A 20,953-nucleotide genomic window follows, 5' to 3' on the forward strand; every position below is an offset into this window, starting at 1 on the left:
TCAACCTCGGGCGATGTCGCGCATCGCGGCACGGCTGCCGCGATCGAGCTCGCGCAGCAGCTTGTACACGTCGCGCTTGCGGGAATGAAACGCGGCCATGTCGGGCGCGGTCGGCTCGCTCTTGCGTCCCAGCGCCGACATCTTGGCCATGGTCTCGCCGATCGAGGCATAGGCGCCGCCGGCCACCGCACCGAGCATCGCGGCGCCCAGCAGCACCGGCTCCCTGGTCTGCGGCAGCGCGACGGTGAGGCCCGTGGTGTCGGCCATGATCTGACGCACCAGCGGGCTGCGGCTGGCGCCGCCGCCCATGATCATGATGCTGGACCGGACGCCATGCGCGGCAAAGGCCTCGATCACCTCGGCAAGCCCATAAGCGAGACCACAGAGGCCGGCGACGAACAGCCGCTCCATCGAAGCGATGTCGGTGTCGAGATCGAGGCCGGCGATCACGGCACGTGTGTCAGGATCGGCATAGGGCGAGCGGTTGCCGATGAATTCCGGGAGCACGTGGACGTCACGGGCGAGCAGCGCGGCGCGGCTGGCATCGCCGGCGCGTGCGATGATGCGACGCTCGAGGAACTCGATGAGGTCGAGGCCCTCGCTCCGCGCAGCTGCACTCGCCTCGGCAAAGCCAGGATGCGATTTGAGGAGATGGTCGATCGCGGCGCCCGCGGCCGACTGGCCGCCCTCGTTGAGCCAGAAGTCCGGCACCATGCCGGAATAATAGGGACCCCATACGCCCGGCACGAAGCATGGCTCCTTGGTCGTCGCCATGATGCAGGCCGACGTTCCCATGATGTAGGCGAGGCGGTCGCTGACATCGCTCGTCCCGCCAGCCCCATCGCGGCCACCGATCGCGCCGATGCCGCCGGCATGGGCGTCGATCAGCGAGGCACCGACCGGCGTGCCCGGCGACAGGCCGAGCTCGGCCGCGGCCGGGCCGGTGAGACCTGCACCGAGCCGCGTGCCCGGCGCGACGATCTCGGTGCCGATGCGGGCGTATTTCTCGTTGACGAAGTCGGACAGCCCGATGCGCTTGAAGAATGGCGCGCTCCAGCCGCCGCCGTCATGGGCGAGATAATTCCATTTGCAGGTGACGGTGCAGGTCGAGCGTTGCAGCGCGCCGGTTGCGCGCCAGGTCAGGTAGTCTGCCAGATCGAAGAAATGGCCTGCGGCGTCGAAGCTCGCGCGCAGATGCCGCTTCAGCCACAACAGTTTCGGCATCTCCATCTCGGGCGAGATCGAGCCGCCGACATAGCGCAGCACCGCATCCTCGGTCTCGTTGATCAGCCGCGCTTCGGCCGTGGCGCGATGGTCCATCCAGACGATGACGTTACGCTGCGCCTCGCCCGAGGCGCTGACGGTGAGCGGCTCGCCCTGGAGGTCGAGCACCACGAGGGAACAGGTGGCGTCGAAGCCGATGCCGCCGACGCTGTCGGGCGCGATGGCAGCTTCCGCCATCGCCGCCCGCACGGATGTCACGCAGGCCTCCCAGATGTCCTGGGATGACTGCTCGACGATATCGCCGGCCTCGTGCCAGATCCTGATCGGGTGCCGGGCCGTCGCCAGCAGCGTGCCGGCCTCGTCAAACACCCCTGCCCGCGTGCTGGTGGTCCCCACGTCGACGCCGATATACGCTCGCGGCATTGTCGCTCCCGGTCGCTCTCGTCAGTTTTGACGCAAGCCTACCAGCAAGTGTAGCCGCCATCCACCAGCACGATGCTGCCGGTCATCAGGCTCGCGGCTTCCGAACTGAGGAACAGCACGACGGAGGCGATCTCCTCGACCTGCCCCATCCGCGCCATCGGGGTTCCGCCGATCCAGGCGTCGTACATTTTCGCATTGCTCTTCACGAAGGCGTTGAGCGGCGTCTCGATATAGGTCGGCGCCACCGCGTTGACGCGGATGCCGCGCGCGCCCCATTCCGCGGCGAGCGACTTGGTCAGATGGTGCACGCCGGCCTTGGATGCATTGTAGAAGCACTGCTCCTGCGGCTTGTTGACGATGAAACCGGACATCGAGCCGACATTGACGATGGCGCCGCTTTGAACCTTCAGCATGTGCTTGCCGAACTCGCGGCAGCACCAGAAGGTGCCGTTCAGGTTGACGTCGATGACGTTGAGCCAGTGCTCGTCGGTCACGGTCTCCGCCGGCGTCTCGCTGCGGGCGATGCCGGCATTGTTGACGAGGATGTCAACCTTGCCGTGGCGGGCGACGAGGTCATTGGCGACCTCGGCGACGCGTTTGGTGTCGGTCACGTCCATGACCGCGGTCTCCACGTCGAACCCTTTGGCCTTCAGGCCGGCCTTGGCGCTGTCGGCGACCTTGCTGTCGCGGTCGCCGATCACGACCCTGGCGCCGGCCTCGGCCAGCGCCTCGGCGCAGGCGAGCCCAATGCCCTGCCCGCCGCCGGTGATGAACGCGGTCTTGCCGTTCAGCTTGAATTTTTCCAGGTACATGTTGGTTTTTCCGTCTCTTGCCGTCTCTTGCCGTTTCTTGTCAGCCGCGAAGAGCGTTGCCGCTCTCGTCGAAGCGGTGGATGCGCGCGGGCTCCGGCACCAGCGACACATGATCGCCGGCATGCAGGCTCAATTCGCCGATGTAGCGCGCGGTCAGCATGCCAAGCGGGCCCGCATCGACATAAAGGAACGTGTCGCTGCCGAGATGCTCGGCGACCGCGATCGTCCCCTGCCAGCCGTCGGTCCCGTCGCGCTCGATCTTGAGATGCTCCGGCCGCACGCCGATGGTGGCCGCGCCCTGCTGCCTGGCGAGCTCGCCGGTGACGAAGTTCATCTTGGGCGAGCCGATGAAGCCGGCGACGAAGAGGTTGGCGGGCTTCTCGTAAAGCTGCAGCGGCGAGCCGTATTGCTCGATCTTGCCGCCGTTGAGCACGACGATCTTGTCGGCCATGGTCATGGCCTCGACCTGGTCATGGGTGACGTAGATCGCGGTGGTGCCGAGCTGCTTCTGGAGCCGCGTCACCTCGATGCGCATCTGCACGCGGAGCGCCGCGTCGAGATTGGAGAGCGGCTCGTCGAACAGGAACGCCTTGGGCTCGCGCACGATGGCGCGGCCGATCGCGACGCGCTGGCGCTGGCCGCCGGAAAGCTCGCGCGGCTTGCGATCGAGATAGGGCGTGAGATTGAGCGTCGCGGCGGCCGCCTCGACCTTGCGGTTGATCTCGTCCTTGGGCAGGCCCGCCATCTTCAGGCCGAAGCCGATGTTGCCGCGCACGCTCATATGGGGATAGAGCGCATAGGACTGGAACACCATCGACAGCCCGCGCTTGGCAGGCGGCGTGTCGACGACGTTCTTGCCGTCGATCAGGATCTTGCCGCCGGAGACATCCTCGAGGCCGGCGATCAGCCGCAGCAGCGTGGTCTTGCCGCAGCCGGAGGGACCGACGAACACCACGAAGGAGCCGTCGGCAATGTCGAGATCGGCGCCCTTGATGATGTGCACGGGGCCGAAGGACTTCTGCACGTCCTGAAGTGTGATCTGACCCATGATCCGGCAGCCCTTCTACTTCACCGCGCCGAAGGTGAGCCCGCGCACGAGCTGCTTCTGGCTGAACCAACCGAGGACGAGAATGGGCGCGATCGCCAGCGTCGAGGCCGCCGACAGCTTGGCCCAGAACAACCCTTCCGGGCTCGAATAGGACGCAATGAACACGGTGAGCGGCGCGGCGCTCGAGGTCGACAGATTGAGCGTCCAGAACGCCTCGTTCCAGGCCAGGATCAGGTTGAGCAGCATGGTCGAGGCCAGGCCCGGGATCGCCATCGGCGTCAGCACGTAGACCAGCTCGCGGCCGATGGTGGCGCCGTCCATGCGCGCGGCTTCGAGGATGTCGCGCGGGATCTCCTTGAAATAGGTGAACAGCATCCAGATCACGATCGGCAGATTGCCGAGGCACAGGATGAAGACGAGGCCGATGCGGGAATCGAGCAGGCCGAAACTCTTGTAGATCAGGTAGATCGGCACCAGCACGCCGACCGGCGGCATCATCTTGGTCGAGAGCATCCAGAGCAGGATGTCCTTGGTGCGCTTGGTCGGCGAGAACGCCATCGACCAGGCCGCGGGAATGGCGATCAAGAGCGCGATCAAGGTCGAGCCGCCGGCGATGATGATCGAGTTCATGGCGTGGTGCAGATAGTCGCTGCGCTCCTGCACGGTCGCGTAGTTTTCCGTGGTCCAGTGGAAGAACAGGAAGGACGGCGGAATGGCGAAGGCCTCGAGCTCTGTCTTGAAGCTCGCCAGCCCCATCCACAGGATCGGGAAGAAGATCAGGAAGCCGAAGAACCACGCCCCGATCGTCGAGATCACCACCCGCTGCGTCGTCGCCATCCGCGCCATGATTCAGGCCTCCAGGTTGCGGCCGACGATGCGGACGAGGAAGAAGGCAACGACATTGGCGATCACCACCGCAACGAGGCCACCCGCGGAGGCGCTGCCGACGTCGAACTGGATCAGCGCCTGCGAATAGATCAGGAAGGCGATGTTGGTAGTCTGGAGGCCCGGCCCGCCGCCGGTGGTGACGAAGATCTCGGCGAACACCGTGAGCAGGAAGATGGTTTCGATCAGGATCACCACGGTGATGGGACGCGCCAGGTGCGGCAGCGTGATGTAGATGAAGGCCGAGACCGCGCTCGCGCCATCCATCTCGGCGGCCTCCTTCTGCTCCTCGTCGAGCGATTGCAGCGCGGTCAGCAGGATCAGCGTCGCGAACGGCAGCCACTGCCAGGCGACGATCAGGATCACCGCGAACAGCGGCACATCGTTGAACCAGTCGATCGGCGTCAATCCGAACAGCTTGGCGAGCCAGGCGAACAGGCCGGAGACCGGATGCATCAACAGGTTCTTCCAGACCAGCGCGCTCACCGTGGGCATCACGAAGAACGGCGCGATCACCATCAGCCGCACGATGTTGCGGCCGATCACGGGCTGGTCCATCAGCAGCGCCAGGGGAATGCCGAGCAGAATGGTCAGCGCCAGCACCGAGCCGACCAGCACCAGGGTGTTCTGGAGCGAAGCCAGGAAGGCGGGATCGGTGAGGAAGTAACGGAAATTCTCAAGCCCGACGAACGCCTCGGAGCCGGGATCGAGCAGGCTGTAGTGCAGCGTCGAGAAATAGATCGTCAGCGCGAGCGGGACGATCATCCAGATGAAGAGCAGCCCGACGGCCGGGGTCAGGAGCGAGCGCGCCAGAAACTGCGTCTGCCGGGTTGCCATCCCTGACTTCTCCTCTGGGGAAGAAGGCGGCCATCCGCCGGGGCTGGGCTGGTGGATGGCCGCAAGTTTGAGCTCAGGAGGGAGAGCTCGGGTTCACTTGATGTAGCCGGCGCGCTTCATCTCGCGCTCGGTCACGGATTGCGCCGCGGTGAGCGCGGCATCGACCGTCATCGAGCCCGCGAGCGCAGCCGAGAACTGCTGGCCCACCTGGGTGCCGATGCCCTGGAATTCGGGGATCGCGGCGTATTGCACGCCGACATAGGGCACGGGTTTCACCGTCGGCTTGTTCGGATCGGCCGCGTCGATCGAGGCCAGCGTCAATTTGGCGAAGGGCGCGACCTTCAGATATTCGGGGTTTTGGTAGAGCGAGGTGCGCGTGCCCGGCGGCACGTTGGCCCAGCCCTCCTTCGCCGCCACCAGCTTGGTGTAGTCCTTGCTCGTGGCCCAGGCGATGAACTTTTCGGCCGCTTCCGCTTTCTGCGAGCCGGCGGGGATCGCCAGATTCCAGGCCCACAGCCAGTTGGCGTTCTTGCCGAGCCCGGTGTTGGGCGCCAGCGCAAAGCCGACCTTGTCGGCGACCTTGGAATCCTTGGGATTGGTGACGAAGGACGCCGCCACCGTCGCGTCGATCCACATCGCGCATTTGCCGGCGTTGAACAGCGCCAGGTTCTCGTTGAACCCGTTGGAGCTCGCGCCGGGAGGACCGGCGTCCTTCATCAGGTTCACATAGGTCGTGAGCGTCGTCTTCCATTCCGGCGTGTTGAACTGCGGCTGCCACTTCTCGTCGAACCAGCGCGCGCCGTAGGAATTGGCCATCGCGGAGAGGAACGCCATGTTCTCACCCCAGCCGGCCTTGCCACGCAGGCAGATGCCGTAGGTGCCGGCGCTCTTGTCAGTGAGCTTCTTGGCCGCGTCGATCACGAAATCCCAGGTCGGCTTTTCCGGCATCTTCAGGCCGGCCTTCTCGAACAGGTCGGTGCGGTACATCACCATCGAGCTCTCGCCGTAGAACGGCGCGGCATAGAGCTTGCCGTCGGCGGAGACCGCGTCCTTGATCTTGGGCAGCAGGTCGGCGACGTCGTAGTCGGCACCGAGATTGGCGAGCGGCACCAGCCAGCCCTTCTTGGCCCAGATCGGCACCTCATAGGTGCCGATGGTGAGCACGTCGAACTGGCCGCCCTTGGTGGCGATGTCGGTGGTGACGCGCTGGCGCAGCACGTTCTCTTCCAGAGTCACCCATTTGACGGTGATGTCTGGATTCTTCTTGGTGAATTCACCGGTCAGCCCCTGCATGCGGATCATGTCGCCGTTGTTCACGGTGGCGATCGTCAGGGTGGTTTCGGCCATCGCGGGGACGGCCAGCAGCACAGACGCGCCGCAGACGGCGCCGAGGACGTATTTCACGGTGACCTCCCTCAAACTCGCGTTTTGAGCATATGCTCACGCGTTGGGCGTATGTTCAACTCACGGACGGAGGATTGTCAAGCAGGCGCGCGGGCCTTTTGGCAATTTCTGAGTGCTGCGATGCGGGAGATGAGCCGAGCTATCGCCTTACACGCAGTGTCATGCCCCGCGACCCGGCCACGCCAAGGCTTCGCCGGGGTTGAGGTCCAGGGGCGCCGAAGCTTTAGCGTAGGCGGCAGGCGGGGCATCCAGTACGCCGTGTCGTCTATTGGTTTGCCCCAAGAGGAGCCTCGGCGTACTGGATCGTCCGCCTGCGCGGACGATGACAGCGGCGCGAGCAGCGAAATCCCGCGCCTCAACGCTCCAGGATGGCCCTTGCGGTCGCCTCGTCCGTGATCAGGCCGTTGATCAGGCCCCCGCTCAACGCCGCCGCGATCGCCGGGACCTTGGCGGCGCCGACCGCGGCGCCGATGGTCGTGGTCTTGGCCGGCACTTCCGGGGGAATGCTGGTGAGGCGCTTGTTGGTGCCGGCCTTGAGCAGGCGGCCCTTGGCGTCATAGGCCCAGCCGGTGATCTCGCCGATCGCCCCCAGGCGCATCATCTCGAACAATTCGTCACGGGTGACGAAGCCGTCGACATGGACCTGCGCCTTCTGGTCCATCTGGCCGATGCCGACGAGGCGCAAATCGGCCTTGGCCGCGACCGCCTTCACCTTCGCGATCGGCTCGATGCGCACCATCTTGTTGCGCTCGTCCTCCGACGACATCAGGAACGGCAGCGGCATCGGGTAGTGCCGCGCGCCGGTGCGGTCGGCGAGCCGGCCGACGGTGTCGTAGAAGCTTGCCGAACCGTCGGCGGAGATGTTGCCGACCAGCGAGACGATCTGGTGATTGGGCCGGTCGATCGGCGTGACGCGCTCGACCGCGGCGCGCACCGCCCGCCCCGTGCCGAGCGCGACGATGACGGGCGTCTCCGAGCGCAGCGTGGAATCGAGCAGAGCGGCACAGCGCTCGGCAATGCCGGCGGTCGCCTGCGGCGCGGCAGGATCGTCCGGCACCACCTCGCAATGGACGAGATCGAACCGCTGCTTCAGGCGCGCCGCCAATTCCATGCAGGCAGCGATGGGATGTTCGAGCCGGAAGGTGATGAGACGCTCGGCAAGGCAGAGCGAGACCAGCCGCTGCGCCGAGGCGCGCGAGACCTGGAGCATCTTCGCGATCTCGTCCTGGGTATGGCCGGCGATGAAATAGAGCCAGCCGGCCCGCGCGGCGTCGTCGAGTCTCGATTTGTCGTTCTCGGCGGCCATCGCTGAAATCACGCCTCCCAGAAATCGCTCATGCGCGCGAAGACCCGATCGGCTCCGGCGGCGGACAATATAGCGCGGCCGTCGCGGGCGCGATAATGGCTGCCGCCGACAAATCCCCAGACCGTCATGCCGGCCGCCTTGCCCGCCTGCACACCGCTGACGCTGTCCTCGATCACCAGCGTGCGCGCGGGCTCCGCGCCCATCTGCGCCGCCGCGTGGAGAAAGAGATCCGGCGCCGGCTTGCCGTGCCTGACCATCTGCGCCGTGTAGAGCCGCGCGCCGAAACGCGCCCGAAGACCGGTGACATCGAGCGAGAGCGAGACGCGGTCGATGTCGCTGGACGAGGCCACGCAGAACGGCGTGGTGAGTTTGGAGATCACCGCCCCTACCCCGGGGATCGGCTCGAGCGAGGCGGCAAACGTCTCCAGCACGCGCGACTTCAGGCGCGGCAGAAAGCCGTCCGGCACGACCTGCCCGAGATCACGGTAATGCTGCTCGATCGCCTTGGTGCTGCGCCCGAGAAACAGCTCGAGCGCCTGCTCTTCGCTGAGCGCGAGGCCGAACTCGGCCAGCACCTCGGACAGGCACCGGCAACTCAATAGCTCGCTGTCGACGAGCACGCCGTCGCAATCGAAGATGACGAGATCATATCCCGGCCGACTTTGGTCCATCCGGCCATTCGATCATATACCCATCAAGTGAGCAATAGCTCACCTGAGCATGGCGTCACGGGCAAGGCAACCGCATCTCTTGCGAGAGCGTGGAACATGGAAGCCTCCACATCGTCATGGCCGGGCTTGTCCCGGCCATCCACGACCTTTCTTCAACCGCGCCAAGAACGTGGATGCCCGGGACAAGCCCGGGCATGACGACCCCTTATGCGGTTGAGCTCGCGTCGCCGGGCTTTGCTCCATCAATGCGCCACCTGCCGGTAGATCGCCGGCAGCGCCGCGGGCAATCGCTTGATGTTGCCGACGATGGCATAGCCGCTGCGCCCGAACAGCGTCGGAAAATAGGATTGCGCCGTCGCGTCGACCGTCACGCCGAAGACCGCGATGCCGAGCCGGCGCGCTTCCTGCACGGATTTGCGGGTGTCTTCGACCGCAAAGCGCCCCTCATAGTGATCGACGTCGTTCGGCTTGCCGTCGGTGAGGACGAGCAGCAGCTTCTTGCGCTGCGGCTGGCGCGCAAGCTCGGCCGAGGCGTGGCGCACCGCAGCACCAATCCGCGTGTAATAACCGGGCTTGAGCGCGCCGATGCGGCGTTCCACTGCGCCGCTCATCGGCTCGCCGAACGCCTTGATCGTTTCGAGCCGCACCCAGGACCGCCGGCGCGAGGTGAAGGTCAGGATGCTGTGGTGGTCGCCGCAGGCCGACAGCCCATGCGCGAGCACGAGCAACGCTTCCTTCTCGACGTCGAGCACCCGATAGCCGTCAACCCACGCGTCCGTCGAGAGCGAGACGTCCACGAGCAGCGTGACGGCAAGATCGTGGCCCTGCGGCCGCATCGCCATGTGGACGCGGTCAAGACCCGCACCATGACCGCCGGCACGCAGATCGCACCGCGCGCGCACGAGCGCGTCGAGATCGAGGTCGTGTCCGTCGGCCTGGGCACGCATCAATTCGTGGTGCGGCCGCAGGATCTCGAAGCGGCGGCGCACCTGGCGGACGTGCCGGCGCATGGTCTCGTCGGGCATCCAGCTCTCGCCGATCTCGGAGGCTGCGCCGGCGAGCACGCGGCAATGATCGGGCAGATAGGAGCTGCTGCGATAATCCCATTCGGGATAGGTCAAATCCGCATTCAAGCGCGAGGCGTCGAGGGCTTCCGGCGGCAGGTCGAGATCGAACTTGAAACGGCTCGCCGGCTTGCCGCTGCGGCGGCTAAGCGTGATCTCCTCGAGATCGTCGGCCGCCTTCTGCGCGTCTTCGTCATCGCTGTCGTCGGCCGGGCGATCGACATTGACCATCTCGGCCATCGCAAGGATCTTTTCGAAGCGGTTGAGCACGAAGGGATCGCGGCGACTGGCGCCGTCCTCGCGCTCGCGGACGGCAAAGCGTTTGCGGTTGTCCTGGGCTGCGGGCTCCGCGCCATCAGCGCACGCGTCCTCGCCTGCATGCGCGGGCGACAGCTCGCGCGTCCAGCAATCGCCCCAGAGCGGGCACGGCAGGATCGAACGATAGCCCGGCGGCGCCTTGTCCGGCAGCGGCTCCGTTCCCATCATCGCCGGCCACAATTTGCCCGCGGGCGCAGGTCCCGCTCCGAGCAGGGCGAGGACGATCTGTTCGACCTCCTGCTCGATGCGCGGCAAGGGACGCCGCGGCCGGGCCTCGGCGGTGGCCGCGGCAAGCTGCGCGTAATCGGCGACGAGCCCGGGAAACTGCGTGAGCACAAAGACCGCCGTTTCGGCGGCGCGGCGCAGCACCAGCAGATCGCGCCTGAGCGGATCGGCCTCCACGATCGTCTCGATCGGTGCGACCGCGAACCATGCCGCGAGCCAGCGATAGAGAGATGCGTTCAGTTCACGGTCGGGAAAGATCGCGATGCGATCGGGCAGGAAGATGGTCGCGGTGTCGCGGCCCGGTTGCTCGAGACGCTCGTCGCCGAGGCCGATGCGTTGCCGCCAGCCGAGCCGATGCCCGGACTTGCGGGCACCGGCGCTTGCGATCTGCACGCCGGCCTCGCCGCCGAGCGCACGGAACATCACCGCGATCCGGCCCCTCACCTCCGCAAGCGACACCGCCTGTTCGGCGTGAACCGGATAGCTCGCAGTGCCGCCGACCATCCGGTGCCAGGCACGGCCGACCGTCTCCTCCAGTTCGAGGAAGTCGAGCATGGGACCGGCCTCACCCGATCACGGCGCGCGCGACGTCGAGCAGCGCGGCCTTGACGTCGGCGTCGTCGGTCAAGGGCTCGATCATGCCGGCCAGGACGGCATCGGCAATCGACGCGCCTGCGGCAATCAGGGTGGCGCAATAGACGACGAGGCGGGTCGAGACGCCCTCCTCCAGATCGTGACCCCTAAGTGCGCGCAGCCGGCCAGCGAGCGCGACCAGCGGCCGCACGCGATCCGGCGGCAGCCCGCTCTCGGCGGACACCACCGCGATCTCCTGCTCGGGCGGCAGGAAACCGAACTCGATGGCGACGAAGCGCTGCCGCGTCGAGGGCTTCAGCGCCTTGAGCAGCGTCTGGTAGCCGGGATTATAGGACACGACGAGCATGAAGCTCTTCGGTGCCGCGAGCTCCTCGCCGGTACGCTCCAGCGGCAGGATGCGGCGATCGTCGGTGAGCGGATGCAGCACCACGGTGACGTCCTTGCGGGCTTCCACCACCTCGTCGAGATAGCAGATGCCGCCCTCGCGCACCGCGCGCGTCAGCGGGCCGTCGGTCCATACGGTGTCGCCGCCCCTCAGGAGGTAGCGGCCGGTGAGATCGGCGGCGGTGAGATCGTCGTGGCAGGCGACGGTGTGGAGCGGCAATCCGAGCCGCGCCGCCATATGCGCGACGAAGCGCGTCTTGCCGCAACCGGTCGGCCCCTTGAGCAGGACCGGGAGCTGATGACGCCAGGCGTGCTCGAACAGCGCGCATTCGTTGCCGGTTGCGACATAGACCGGCAGCGCGGGCGCCGAGGTCACCGTGTGAAGGGCAGGTTTCATCATGTCTCTCCGGACTTTCCAGGAAGCAGGGGGCCGCGGCGAACCGCGGCCGCCATTTGCGTTTACTCAGCCGGCTGCAGCGCGGCAGGCATGGCCGCCTGCTTCTCGCGACCCGGCACCAGCACGGCCCAGACGAACATCAGCGCGGAGATCGCCACGAACACGCCGGAGCCGAGACGGACCCAGTAGAACATCGCGAGCTGGTCCTGCACGTCCATGTAGCCCTGGCCGAGCACGCGCTGAAGATGGACCTGGACCACGCCGGCGAAGGTCAGCGCAAAGGTCATGGTCATCATCGCCGTGCACATGATCCAGAAGCTCGTCATGCTGAGCCACTGGTTGTAGGGCGCGCGTCCCTTGAGCTGCGGGATCGCATAGGCCATCACCGACAGGTTCAGCATCACATAGGCGCCGAAGAAGGCGAGATGGCCGTGCGCGGCGGTGACCTGGGTGCCGTGGGTGTAGTAGTTCACCGAGGACAGCGTGTGCAGGAAGCCCCAGACGCCGGCACCGAGGAACGCCATCACCGAGCAGCCGACCGACCACAGCAGCGCAGCACGGTTCGGATGCTTGCGGCCGGCCTTCCAGGTCATCTGCACCGTGAAGATCACCATGGTGAAGAACGGCGCGACCTCGAGCGTGGAGAACAGCGAGCCGATCCACTGCCAGTAGCCGGGCGCGCCGATCCAGTAGAAGTGATGGCCGGTGCCGAGGATGCCGGAGAACAGCGCAAGGCCGATGATGACGTAGAGCCACTTCTCCACGACTTCGCGGTCGATGCCGTTGAGCTTGATCATCAGATAGGCGAGCACGGAGGCCATGATCAGCTCCCAGACGCCCTCGACCCAGAGGTGGACGACGTACCACCAGTACATCTTGTCGACGGCGAGATTCGCCGGGTTGTAGAAGGCGAACAGGAAGAAGATCGCAACGCCCCACAGGCCGAACAGCAGGATGTTGGTCACCGTGGTCTTGCGGCCCTTGAGCGCCGTCATGGTCACGTTGAACAGGAACATCAGGCAGACCACGACGATGCCGACCTTGATGATGAAGGGCTGCTCGAGGAACTCGCGGCCCTCGTGATAGTGGAAGAGATAGCCGACCACGGCGACGCCCGCCGCGCCGAAGAACATCCAGAACTGGATCTTGGCCAGCAGTGGGCTGTACAGCTCGGTCTCGGTCTCCTCCGGGAGCAGGAAGTAGGTCGCGCCCATGAAGCCGATCAGCGACCATACGATCAGGGCGTTGGTGTGGATCATCCTGACGATGTTGAACGGCAGGAGGGTCGACAGGGTGTTGGGCAGGACGTAGATGGTTCCGGCGAGCAGGCCGAACAGGACCTGGGCCAGGAACAGCGTCAGCGCGCCGTAGAAATACAGCATCGCGACTTTCTGGGTTTGGTATTTCATCTCGGGTTCTCTCTGTCTTGAAAGAGGCAAGGACTTGAAAGAGGCAGGCGCTTTAGCCGGCCTTGTTCGGCGGCCATTCCTGGCGCTTGATCGTGCTCACCCATTGCAGGAAGTCGGCGAGATCGTTGAGCTCCTGGTCGGTCAGGTTGAACTGCGGCATCTGCCGCCGCCCGGGCGCGCCCGAGGGCTGCGACTGCATCCAGGCCTTCAGCGTCTCGCGCGCGGCGGCCGGATCCTCGTTGCCGCCCCAGCGATCCCAGACATTGCCGACCTCAGGGGCGAAATAGGCGCCCTCGCCCAGCAGCGTGTGGCAGTTGATGCAGGAGTTCTTCTCCCAGACATGCTTGCCGCGGGCGACCGACGACGTCAGCGTCGTCGCGTCGGTCGAGGTCGTGGCCATGTAGTAATGGCTGTGCGCCGTCAGCCCTATGAAGATGGCGAAGAAAAAAGCCGAACCGCCGTAGAAGACGTTTCGAGCGGCCGACTTGGTCAGGCGTTCAGCCATTGCCAATCCTTTCCGGTTGATTCCTGTCGAAGTGCGATGCTGCGATTTATTGCCGCTTCGCCCGGCCGGTTCTTTGTCAGGGCGCAATGAGCGCGTCAGATCAGGGCGACGACGGCCGACACGGACCAGGCAAACAGCAGGACGATGACGACCCAGGCGCTCACGAGGCCGCGCCAGAGCGCCGGCGCAGCGCGAAGATCGAGGAAATCGAGCACGATCCGGCGGCCCTTGAGCGCGGCGAAGGTCAGCAGCAGGGCGTTGCCGAGCAGCGGACGCGTCACAAGGGATGGAACCAGAACGGTCGCGAGCGCGAGGCCGATCAGCACGACCCATGTGAGGTCGAGACGATCCGGAAGCATCAGCGCACCAGATACAGAATCGGAAACATGACGATCCACAGCAGGTCGACCATGTGCCAGAAGGCGGCTCCCGTCTCGACGCCGGTCACCTCCGCCCTCCGGGAAACGACGGCCAGGATCACGATGCCGAGGCCGACATGCAGGAGATGAAAGCCGGTGAGAAGGAAGTACAGCGTGAAGAACGGGCTGGTCTCCAGACCGTTTCCCTGCGCGATCTCGCCGGCATATTCGAACAGCTTGATCGCGATGAAGACGCCGCCAAGGGCCATGGCACCGAACAGCCAGCCGCGCGCGGCCCGCTTGCGTCGTGCCCGTGCGGCTGCGGTCCCGCGGGCTGCGGCCCAGCCGCTGGTCACCAGGACAATTGTGTTGAGTCCGGCGAGATGCGCATCGAGCGTGGCCTGTCCGGCTGCGAACATCGCGGGATGAACGGCGCGGGCGACGATGAAGGCGCCGAGGAACAAGCCGAACGCGGCAAGCTCGCTGAAGATCAGCACCCAGATCATGGGATCGCCGGGGAGATCCTCGAGGATGCCCCAGCCGGTTCCCTGTTGTTCGCAATCGGTCGCCGACATCTGCTTTCCGGATCAGGACACCGGACAGACTTAGCCCGCCTGCCCCGAGCCGAGTTTGTCGCCGGACAAACTGATGGATGGCGCGGGCTTGTTTGCGCCGACGCAACGTCCGCCCGCCCGGATCGCGGTAGGAACCGCCTCAGGATGTCAGGGAGCGGCGAGCGACGACATGAGCGATGCACAAATCGGGCTGATGACCGCGACCCCCATCATCATCGCGTTCGCCATCGCGCTCAGGCGAATGGGCGTGCTGTCGACGGTGGCAACCGTCTCGGCGGTGAGCCTCTCCGTCGCCATCGCGGCGGTGCTGTTCACGACGCAGTAATCGTAGGGTGGGTTAGCGAAGCGTAACCCACCACTTTAGTTTCCGCGGAGACAGAAGTGGTGGGTTACGCCCAGCGGACTGCGCTTCGCGCAGCCGCGGGGCTAACCCACCCTACGGCACCGCCGATGCACTACCGCCGCTGATTATACACGTCGATGCACACGGCCCCCAGCAGCACCAGGCCCTTGATGACCTGCTGATAGTCGATGCCGATGCCGAGGATGGACATGCCGTTGTTCATCACGCCCATGATCATGGCGCCGACCACGGCGCCGCCGACGCGCCCCACCCCGCCATAGGCCGAGGCGCCGCCGATGAAGCAGGCCGCGATGACGTCGAGCTCGAAGCCGAGACCCGCCTTCGGCGTTGCGGTGTTGAGACGCGCGGCGAAGACGAGGCCGGCTAGCGCGGCCAGCACGCCCATGTTGACGAAGGTGAAGAAGGTCAGCCGCTCGGTCTTGATGCCCGACAGGCTTGCCGCCTTGGCGTTGCCTCCGACCGCATAGACCTGCCGCCCGATCACGGTGCGACGGGTAACGAAGCCGTAGAGCGCGATCAGCGCGGTCATGATCACCAGCACGTTGGGCAGGCCGCGGTGCGAGGCGATCAGATAGGTGAAATAGAGCACGGCACAGGCGAGCAAAATGCTCTTGCCGAGGAAAAATGCGTAAGGCTCGACCTCGATGCCGTGCGCCTGCTCGCGCGACCGGCTCTTGGCGCTGGCATAGACGAGGCCGAGCGCGAGCACGGCGCCGATCAGCATGGAGGTCGGATGCAGCGTGCCGGCCTCGGGCAGGATCTCCGGGATGAAGCCTGAGGACAATTTCTGGAAGGTCGCCGGGAACGGCCCGAGCGACTGGCCCTGCAACACCGCAAGCGCAAGGCCCTTGAACACGAGCATGCCCGCCAGCGTCACGATGAAGGACGGGATCTTGAAATAGGCCACCCAATAGCCCTGCGCCGCGCCGATCGCCGCGCCCAGCAGCAGGCAGGCGATGAAAGCGAGCGTGTAGTCGACCTTCCAGGTCACCATCAGCACGGCGGCTACCGCGCCGACGAAGCCCGCGACCGAGCCGACCGAAAGGTCGATATGGCCGGTGACGATCACCAGCAGCATGCCGAGCGCCATGATGACGATGTAACTGTTCTGGAGCACCAGGTTCGTCAAATTGAGCGGCTGGAGCAGCGTGCCGCCCGTCATGACCTGGAAGAACAGCATGATCGCGATCAGCGACATCAGCATGCCGTAATTGCGCAAATTGTTCTTGATGAAGCTGCCGTGACGGCGCTCCTCGGGCAGCGAAACCGTCTTGTCGGTCATGGCTGCAATCCTCCCATCTCCGCGGCCTCAGGCACGCCGTTTCCGTTGCTTCTCTGGTTGCGCATGATGGCGCGCATGATCTTCTCCTGCGTCGCCTCGGCGCCCTTGAACTCGCCGACGAAGGCGCCGTCGTTCATGACGCAGATGCGGTCGCAGATGCCGAGCAGCTCGGGCATCTCCGAGGAGATCACCACGACGCCGCGGCCCGCTTCCGCCAGCTCGTTGATGATACAGTAAATCTCGTATTTGGCACCAACGTCGATGCCCCTTGTCGGCTCGTCCAGGATCAGCACCTTGGGGTCGGTCATCAGCCATTTCGACAGCACGACCTTCTGCTGGTTGCCGCCGGAGAGCTGGCCGGTCTCCTGGTAGACGTCGGAGCAGCGGATGCGCATGCGGTTGCGATAGTCGCTGGCGACCTTCAGCTCGGCGATGTCGTCGATCACCCTCCCCGGCGCGACTTGGTCGAGGCTGGCGAGCGTGATGTTCTTGCGGACGTCGTCGGCGAGGATCAGGCCGAGCTGCTTGCGGTCCTCAGTGACATAGGCAAGGCCGGCGTCGATCGCGGCCGCAACGCTCGGCAGCACGATTTCCCGGCCCTCGAGCCGGATCCGGCCGCTGATATTGGTGCCCCAGGAGCAGCCGAACAGGCTCATGGCGAATTCGGTGCGGCCGGCGCCCATCAGCCCGGCAATGCCGACGACCTCGCCGCGCTTCACGCCGAAATCGACGTTCTTGATCACCTGCCGGTCGGGATGGATGGGGTGATAGACCGACCAGTTCTCGACGGCGAGGACAGGCTCGCCGATCTTCGCGCTGCGCTCAGGGAAACGATGGGCGAGATCGCGGTTGACCATGCTGCGAATGATGCGGTCTTCCTGGATCGGTTCGGCACGGCAGTCGATGCTGTCGACGGTGCGGCCGTCGCGCAGCACGGTGATGTGGTCGGCGACCTTCGCGACCTCGTTGAGCTTGTGCGAGATCAGGATCGAGCCGATGCCCTGCTCGCGGAACACCATCAGGCGTTCGAGCAGCGCGGCGCTGTCGGCTTCGTTCAGGCTCGCGGTCGGCTCGTCCAGGATCAGCATCCGCACCCGCTTGGACAGCGCCTTCGCGATCTCGACCAGCTGCTGCTTGCCGACGCCGAGATCGGTGATCAGCGTGTCCGGCGATTCCTTCAGGCCGACCTGCGCGAGCAGCTCGCGCGTGCGCCGGTAGACCTCGTCGCGGTCGATCACGCCGAACTTCGACGGCGGATGCGACAGAAAGATGTTTTCCGCGATCGACATCAGCGGGATCAGCGCGAGTTCCTGGTGAATGATGATGATACCGAGCGCCTCGGAATCGTTGATGTCGCGGAAGCGGCGCTCCTCACCCTCGAAGATGATGGTGCCCTCGTAGCTGCCATGCGGATAGACGCCGCTGAGCACCTTCATCAGCGTGGACTTGCCGGCGCCGTTCTCGCCGACGAGCGCGTGGATCTGCCCGGCGCGAACCGAGAAGTTGACGTCGCGCAACGCCTGGACGCCGGCAAAGCTCTTGCTGACGTTGCGCATCTCCAGCATGGCGGTCATCGGATCATTCTCCCGGACTTTTCCACGTCGTCATGGCCGGGCTTGTCCCGGCCATCCACGTGCCACCGCTTGCGAGGAAGGACGTGGATGCCCGGGTCAAGCCCGGGCATGACGAGTACGTGGACATACGTTTCGTCCCCCATAGAGAGCTCCCTCTCCCCGCAAGCGGGGAGAGGGAGAAGACGGAGTCTTACTGAAACTGCGACTTCTTGTAGTAGCCGCTGTCCACCAGGACCTTCTCCCAATTGTCCTTGTAGACCACGACCGGCTTGAGCAGATAGGACGGCACGGTCTTGGCGCCGTTCTCGTAGGTCTTGGTGTCGTTGACCGTGACCTGCTTGCCGGCCAGCGCAGCGTCGACCATGTCGGCGGTCACCTTGGCGAGGTCGCGGGTGTCCTTGAAGATGGTCGAGTACTGATCGCCGCGCAGCATTGCCTTGATCGAGGGCACCTCGGCGTCCTGGCCGCTGATGATCGGCATCTTCTGGTCGGCGCTGCCGTAGCCGACGCCCTTCAGCGAGGAGATGATGCCGATCGAGAGGCCGTCATAGGGCGACAGCACGGCGTTGACCTTCTTGTTGCCGTAGTAGGCGCTGAGCAGGTTGTCCATGCGGGCCTGCGCGGTAGCGCCGTCCCAGCGCAAGGTCGCGACCTTGTCCATGCCCATCTGGCCGGACACGACGACGAGCTTGCCGCTGTCGATGTACGGCTTCAGCACGCTCATCGCGCCGTTGTAGAAGAAGTAGGCGTTGTTGTCGTCCGGCGAGCCACCGAACAACTCGATGTTGAAGGGACCCTTGCCGTCCTTGAGACCGAGGCCCTGCACGAGCGACTCCGCCTGGAGCACGCCGACCTGGAAATTGTCGAAGGTCGCGTAATAGTCGACGTTCGGCGTGCCGCGGATCAGGCGGTCATAGGCGATCACTGTGATGCCCTTGGCCTTGGCCTGCTTGAGCACGTCGGACAGCGTGGTGCCGTCGATCGCGGCGATCACCAGCGCCTTCGCACCCTTGGTCACCATGTTCTCGACCTGCGAGAGCTGGTTCGGAATGTCGTCCTCGGCGTATTGCAGGTCGGTGTTGTAGCCGCGCTCCTTCAGCACCTTGACCATGTTGTTGCCGTCGTCGATCCAGCGCGCCGACGATTTGGTCGGCATGGCGATGCCGACGGTCGCCTTGTCCTGCGCGGAGGCGGGAACGCCTGCGGCCATCGTCGCAGCGCCGGCCAGCGCCAGCGCGAGGAACGTCGTCTTCAGTTTCAGCATGCTTCACTCCCTTATGTGTCAGACTGTTTTCTTCGGTCGTCGCGAACGTCGGTCGAATGCGTGGGGGTCCTCCTATGCAAGCTTGACGTCGGGCTCCGCGCGACCACGCGCGGAGGCCTCCAACAGAAAGGTGCAGCCGGCTTGCGGATCGGCGGCGCGCGCCGCCGGGTCCATGTCCTGCCAGGCCGAGGTGACGAGGAGACGCGACAGATCGGGGCCGACGAAGGCCGGGCAACTCGCCTGCTTGGCCGGCACGCTGAGTGAGCGCAGCCGCTCGCCCTGCGGGCTGTAGACGTCGATACGGCTCGCGCCCCAGCACGCATTCCAGATCTGCCCGTCGGCGTCGCACACCGAGCCGTCGAGGCCGCCGATACCGGTATGGCGGAGCAGCACCTCCGGTTCGCCGCGCGGCAGGCCGGTCGCGGGATTGAGCGGGACGGCATAGAGCACGGCGCGCGGGGTGTCGGTGAAGTAGCCGGTCGCGCCATCCGGTGAGAAGCAGATCGAGTTGGGAATGCTGATGCCGGGAAACAGCGTCGAGATCTTGCCGCGATGGAGCGCGTAGATCGCCCCTGCCCTCGGCTCGGCCTTGCGCCCCATGGTGCCGATCCAGAACGTGCCGGACTGGTGCACGCGGCAATCATTGGAGCGCGTCGCGGGATTGTCGGCTTCGAGCGCACAGAACAGCGTCATCGCGCCGTCGGCTAGAGTGCGGATGTAGAGGCCATCCTCCGCGACGATCAACTGCCGCTCGGCATCGATGCGTCCGAGCGCGCTCGCCATCCGGCCGAGCGCGTGGACGCGGATCGCGCCACTGCCGAGATGCGCCTCGAACAGGCGTCCTTCGCGGATGTCGAACCACCAGGCCGTATCGGTGGTCGGATCATAAGTCGGCCCTTCGCCGAGATGACATTGATCGGCGGAGAGAACGGAGGTCGGCACTTCTTCCATCATGGCGCCCTCGCGGCAAAGCGATAGACGGTGTGATGCCGGTAGATTCCGCCGGGATCGAGACGCGGGCTCGGAAAATCCGGCCGGTTCGGCGCATCGGGCCAGATATGCGGCTCCAGGCACATGGCGTCCGATTGCCGGATCAGCTTGCCGCCCTTGCCCGAGATCGTGCCGTCGAGATAGTTGCCGGAATAGACCTGGATGCCGGGCTGATCAGTGAACAGCTCCATGATGCGTCCCGAACGCGGGGCTTCCAGCCGTGCCGCGAGCGCGAGCTTGCCCTCGCGGCCGAGGCAGTAGGTGTGGTCGTAGCCCCTGCCGCTCTGCAATTGCTGATCGTTTTCGCGGATGCGCTCGCCCACGGTATGCGGGTTACGGAAGTCGAACGGCGTGCCGGCCACCGCGCGCGGCGGCTCCGGCAGCGGAATGGCGGTGGGATCGATGGCGAGGAAATGCTCGGCGGCGACCGTCAGCCTGTGGTCGAGGATAGGCGTGCCTGACGTCGCGCCTTCGAGATTGAAGAAGCTGTGGTTGGTCAAATTGACGATGGTCGGCCGGTCCGTCCGCGCCTCCATCATCAGCGACAGCTCGGCCGGGCCGGTGACGCGATAGGTCAGGCGCACATCGAGCCGGCCCGGATAATTCTCCTCGCCGTGGGGGCTCGTATAGGTGAGCGTCACCGCGGGCTCGGCGCCCTCGTCGATCCCGGCGATCTCCCAGAGCTTGCGGTCGAAGCCGTCGAGGCCGCCATGCAGCGCATTCGGGCCATTGTTGACGGGGAGCTGCACCGTCTCGCCATCGAGCGAGAACTGTCCCTTGGCGATACGGTTGGCGTAGCGGCCGACGGTGGCGCCCAGGAATTTTCGTTCGGCGAGATAGCCGGCGAAGGCGTCATGGCCGAGCACGACATCGTCGTAGCCGCCTTTGGCGTCCGGTGCGATCAGCGCCTGGATCACCGCGCCATGGGTGATGATGCGGGCCTCAAAGCCGCCCTCCCCGCGCAGCACGATGCGCTCGACATTGCGGCCGTCCGGCAGCTTTCCGAAAACGTCTTTTGTGATCTTCGAGCCAGCCATGT

At 65.5% G+C, this 20,953-nt stretch carries 20 protein-coding genes; 1 reads left to right on the forward strand and 19 read right to left on the reverse strand.

What is annotated here, in order from left to right; all coding sequences use genetic code 11:
- From BM118_RS26250 to BM118_RS26315, 14 genes are all read right to left on the reverse strand, one after another.
- Positions 1–1,647 (reverse strand): FGGY-family carbohydrate kinase, encoded by a 1,647-nt coding sequence (locus BM118_RS26250; RefSeq protein WP_092188768.1) that lies wholly within the window; start codon positions 1,645–1,647, stop codon positions 1–3.
- 38 nt (positions 1,648–1,685) lie between these two features.
- Complete coding sequence (locus tag BM118_RS26255; RefSeq protein WP_092188770.1) at positions 1,686–2,459, reverse strand: SDR family NAD(P)-dependent oxidoreductase; 774 nt, start codon at positions 2,457–2,459, stop codon at positions 1,686–1,688.
- Positions 2,460–2,499: 40 nt separating this feature from the next.
- Positions 2,500–3,507 carry an ABC transporter ATP-binding protein gene (locus BM118_RS26260; RefSeq protein ID WP_092188772.1) on the reverse strand — a complete coding sequence of 336 codons (1,008 nt, stop codon included), beginning with the start codon at positions 3,505–3,507 and terminating at the stop codon, positions 2,500–2,502.
- Between the two features lie 15 nt (positions 3,508–3,522).
- Positions 3,523–4,353, reverse strand: coding sequence for a carbohydrate ABC transporter permease (locus tag BM118_RS26265; RefSeq protein ID WP_092188774.1), 831 nt, complete (start codon positions 4,351–4,353; stop codon positions 3,523–3,525).
- A 3-nt stretch (positions 4,354–4,356) separates the two neighbouring features.
- Positions 4,357–5,229, reverse strand: coding sequence for a carbohydrate ABC transporter permease (locus BM118_RS26270; protein WP_092188776.1), 873 nt, complete (start codon positions 5,227–5,229; stop codon positions 4,357–4,359).
- Positions 5,230–5,322: 93 nt separating this feature from the next.
- Positions 5,323–6,576 (reverse strand): ABC transporter substrate-binding protein, encoded by a 1,254-nt coding sequence (locus BM118_RS26275; protein WP_244550259.1) that lies wholly within the window; start codon positions 6,574–6,576, stop codon positions 5,323–5,325.
- A 412-nt stretch (positions 6,577–6,988) separates the two neighbouring features.
- Positions 6,989–7,939 (reverse strand): sugar-binding transcriptional regulator, encoded by a 951-nt coding sequence (locus BM118_RS26280; RefSeq protein WP_092188778.1) that lies wholly within the window; start codon positions 7,937–7,939, stop codon positions 6,989–6,991.
- An 8-nt stretch (positions 7,940–7,947) separates the two neighbouring features.
- Positions 7,948–8,610 (reverse strand): HAD family hydrolase, encoded by a 663-nt coding sequence (locus BM118_RS26285; protein ID WP_092188780.1) that lies wholly within the window; start codon positions 8,608–8,610, stop codon positions 7,948–7,950.
- A gap of 242 nt (positions 8,611–8,852) precedes the next feature.
- A complete protein-coding gene (locus tag BM118_RS26290; RefSeq protein ID WP_092188782.1) occupies positions 8,853–10,772 on the reverse strand; it encodes a nitric oxide reductase activation protein NorD in 1,920 nt (639 codons plus the stop codon).
- 10 nt (positions 10,773–10,782) lie between these two features.
- Positions 10,783–11,592 (reverse strand): CbbQ/NirQ/NorQ/GpvN family protein, encoded by an 810-nt coding sequence (locus tag BM118_RS26295; protein ID WP_092189147.1) that lies wholly within the window; start codon positions 11,590–11,592, stop codon positions 10,783–10,785.
- A 62-nt stretch (positions 11,593–11,654) separates the two neighbouring features.
- Positions 11,655–13,001 carry a cbb3-type cytochrome c oxidase subunit I gene (locus BM118_RS26300; protein WP_092188785.1) on the reverse strand — a complete coding sequence of 449 codons (1,347 nt, stop codon included), beginning with the start codon at positions 12,999–13,001 and terminating at the stop codon, positions 11,655–11,657.
- A 52-nt stretch (positions 13,002–13,053) separates the two neighbouring features.
- Complete coding sequence (locus BM118_RS26305; protein ID WP_092188787.1) at positions 13,054–13,506, reverse strand: c-type cytochrome; 453 nt, start codon at positions 13,504–13,506, stop codon at positions 13,054–13,056.
- Between the two features lie 95 nt (positions 13,507–13,601).
- Positions 13,602–13,865, reverse strand: a complete 264-nt coding sequence (locus tag BM118_RS26310; protein WP_092188789.1) for a cytochrome C oxidase subunit IV family protein — start codon at positions 13,863–13,865, stop codon at positions 13,602–13,604.
- Positions 13,865–14,440, reverse strand: coding sequence for a cytochrome c oxidase subunit 3 family protein (locus tag BM118_RS26315; RefSeq protein WP_092188791.1), 576 nt, complete (start codon positions 14,438–14,440; stop codon positions 13,865–13,867). Before BM118_RS26315 ends, BM118_RS26310 begins: the two co-directional genes overlap by 1 nt.
- 169 nt (positions 14,441–14,609) lie before the next feature.
- On the opposite strand from BM118_RS26315, the gene BM118_RS41730 reads away from it, so the two are divergent.
- On the forward strand, positions 14,610–14,765 hold the full coding sequence (locus tag BM118_RS41730) for a hypothetical protein (protein ID WP_091892367.1): 156 nt from the start codon (positions 14,610–14,612) through the stop codon (positions 14,763–14,765).
- Between the two features lie 130 nt (positions 14,766–14,895).
- Here the strand turns inward: BM118_RS41730 and mmsB are convergent, their stop codons facing one another.
- The 5 genes from mmsB to BM118_RS26345 form a co-directional block, all read right to left on the reverse strand.
- Positions 14,896–16,086, reverse strand: coding sequence for a multiple monosaccharide ABC transporter permease (gene mmsB / locus BM118_RS26325; protein WP_092188795.1), 1,191 nt, complete (start codon positions 16,084–16,086; stop codon positions 14,896–14,898).
- Complete coding sequence (mmsA, locus tag BM118_RS26330; RefSeq protein ID WP_092188797.1) at positions 16,083–17,660, reverse strand: multiple monosaccharide ABC transporter ATP-binding protein; 1,578 nt, start codon at positions 17,658–17,660, stop codon at positions 16,083–16,085. The genes mmsB and mmsA overlap by 4 nt, the downstream gene beginning before the upstream one ends.
- A gap of 190 nt (positions 17,661–17,850) precedes the next feature.
- On the reverse strand, positions 17,851–18,924 hold the full coding sequence (gene chvE / locus BM118_RS26335) for a multiple monosaccharide ABC transporter substrate-binding protein (protein WP_092188799.1): 1,074 nt from the start codon (positions 18,922–18,924) through the stop codon (positions 17,851–17,853).
- A 72-nt stretch (positions 18,925–18,996) separates the two neighbouring features.
- Entirely contained in the window at positions 18,997–19,875 is an 879-nt protein-coding gene (locus BM118_RS26340; RefSeq protein ID WP_177234739.1) for an SMP-30/gluconolactonase/LRE family protein, read from the reverse strand.
- Positions 19,875–20,951, reverse strand: coding sequence for an aldose epimerase family protein (locus tag BM118_RS26345; protein WP_092188803.1), 1,077 nt, complete (start codon positions 20,949–20,951; stop codon positions 19,875–19,877). The genes BM118_RS26340 and BM118_RS26345 overlap by 1 nt, the downstream gene beginning before the upstream one ends.
- Between the last annotated feature and the right edge of the window lie 2 nt (positions 20,952–20,953).

The organism is Bradyrhizobium sp. cf659, from assembly GCF_900113725.1.
Classification (GTDB): Bacteria; Pseudomonadota; Alphaproteobacteria; order Rhizobiales; family Xanthobacteraceae; genus Bradyrhizobium.

Coding starts and splice junctions, on each gene's coding strand:
- BM118_RS26295 (WP_092189147.1), bottom strand. CDS start 11,592: ATGAAACCTGCCCTTCACACGGTGACCTCGGCGCCCGCGCTGCCGGTC.
- BM118_RS26340 (WP_177234739.1), bottom strand. CDS start 19,875: ATGGAAGAAGTGCCGACCTCCGTTCTCTCCGCCGATCAATGTCATCTC.
- BM118_RS26260 (WP_092188772.1), bottom strand. CDS start 3,507: ATGGGTCAGATCACACTTCAGGACGTGCAGAAGTCCTTCGGCCCCGTG.
- BM118_RS26270 (WP_092188776.1), bottom strand. CDS start 5,229: ATGGCAACCCGGCAGACGCAGTTTCTGGCGCGCTCGCTCCTGACCCCG.
- BM118_RS26280 (WP_092188778.1), bottom strand. CDS start 7,939: ATGGCCGCCGAGAACGACAAATCGAGACTCGACGACGCCGCGCGGGCC.
- mmsA (WP_092188797.1), bottom strand. CDS start 17,660: ATGACCGCCATGCTGGAGATGCGCAACGTCAGCAAGAGCTTTGCCGGC.
- mmsB (WP_092188795.1), bottom strand. CDS start 16,086: ATGACCGACAAGACGGTTTCGCTGCCCGAGGAGCGCCGTCACGGCAGC.
- BM118_RS26310 (WP_092188789.1), bottom strand. CDS start 13,865: ATGCTTCCGGATCGTCTCGACCTCACATGGGTCGTGCTGATCGGCCTC.
- BM118_RS26255 (WP_092188770.1), bottom strand. CDS start 2,459: ATGTACCTGGAAAAATTCAAGCTGAACGGCAAGACCGCGTTCATCACC.
- BM118_RS26305 (WP_092188787.1), bottom strand. CDS start 13,506: ATGGCTGAACGCCTGACCAAGTCGGCCGCTCGAAACGTCTTCTACGGC.
- chvE (WP_092188799.1), bottom strand. CDS start 18,924: ATGCTGAAACTGAAGACGACGTTCCTCGCGCTGGCGCTGGCCGGCGCT.
- BM118_RS26315 (WP_092188791.1), bottom strand. CDS start 14,440: ATGTCGGCGACCGATTGCGAACAACAGGGAACCGGCTGGGGCATCCTC.
- BM118_RS41730 (WP_091892367.1), top strand. CDS start 14,610: ATGAGCGATGCACAAATCGGGCTGATGACCGCGACCCCCATCATCATC.
- BM118_RS26345 (WP_092188803.1), bottom strand. CDS start 20,951: ATGGCTGGCTCGAAGATCACAAAAGACGTTTTCGGAAAGCTGCCGGAC.
- BM118_RS26300 (WP_092188785.1), bottom strand. CDS start 13,001: ATGAAATACCAAACCCAGAAAGTCGCGATGCTGTATTTCTACGGCGCG.
- BM118_RS26285 (WP_092188780.1), bottom strand. CDS start 8,610: ATGGACCAAAGTCGGCCGGGATATGATCTCGTCATCTTCGATTGCGAC.
- BM118_RS26290 (WP_092188782.1), bottom strand. CDS start 10,772: ATGCTCGACTTCCTCGAACTGGAGGAGACGGTCGGCCGTGCCTGGCAC.
- BM118_RS26275 (WP_244550259.1), bottom strand. CDS start 6,576: ATGGCCGAAACCACCCTGACGATCGCCACCGTGAACAACGGCGACATG.
- BM118_RS26265 (WP_092188774.1), bottom strand. CDS start 4,353: ATGGCGCGGATGGCGACGACGCAGCGGGTGGTGATCTCGACGATCGGG.
- BM118_RS26250 (WP_092188768.1), bottom strand. CDS start 1,647: ATGCCGCGAGCGTATATCGGCGTCGACGTGGGGACCACCAGCACGCGG.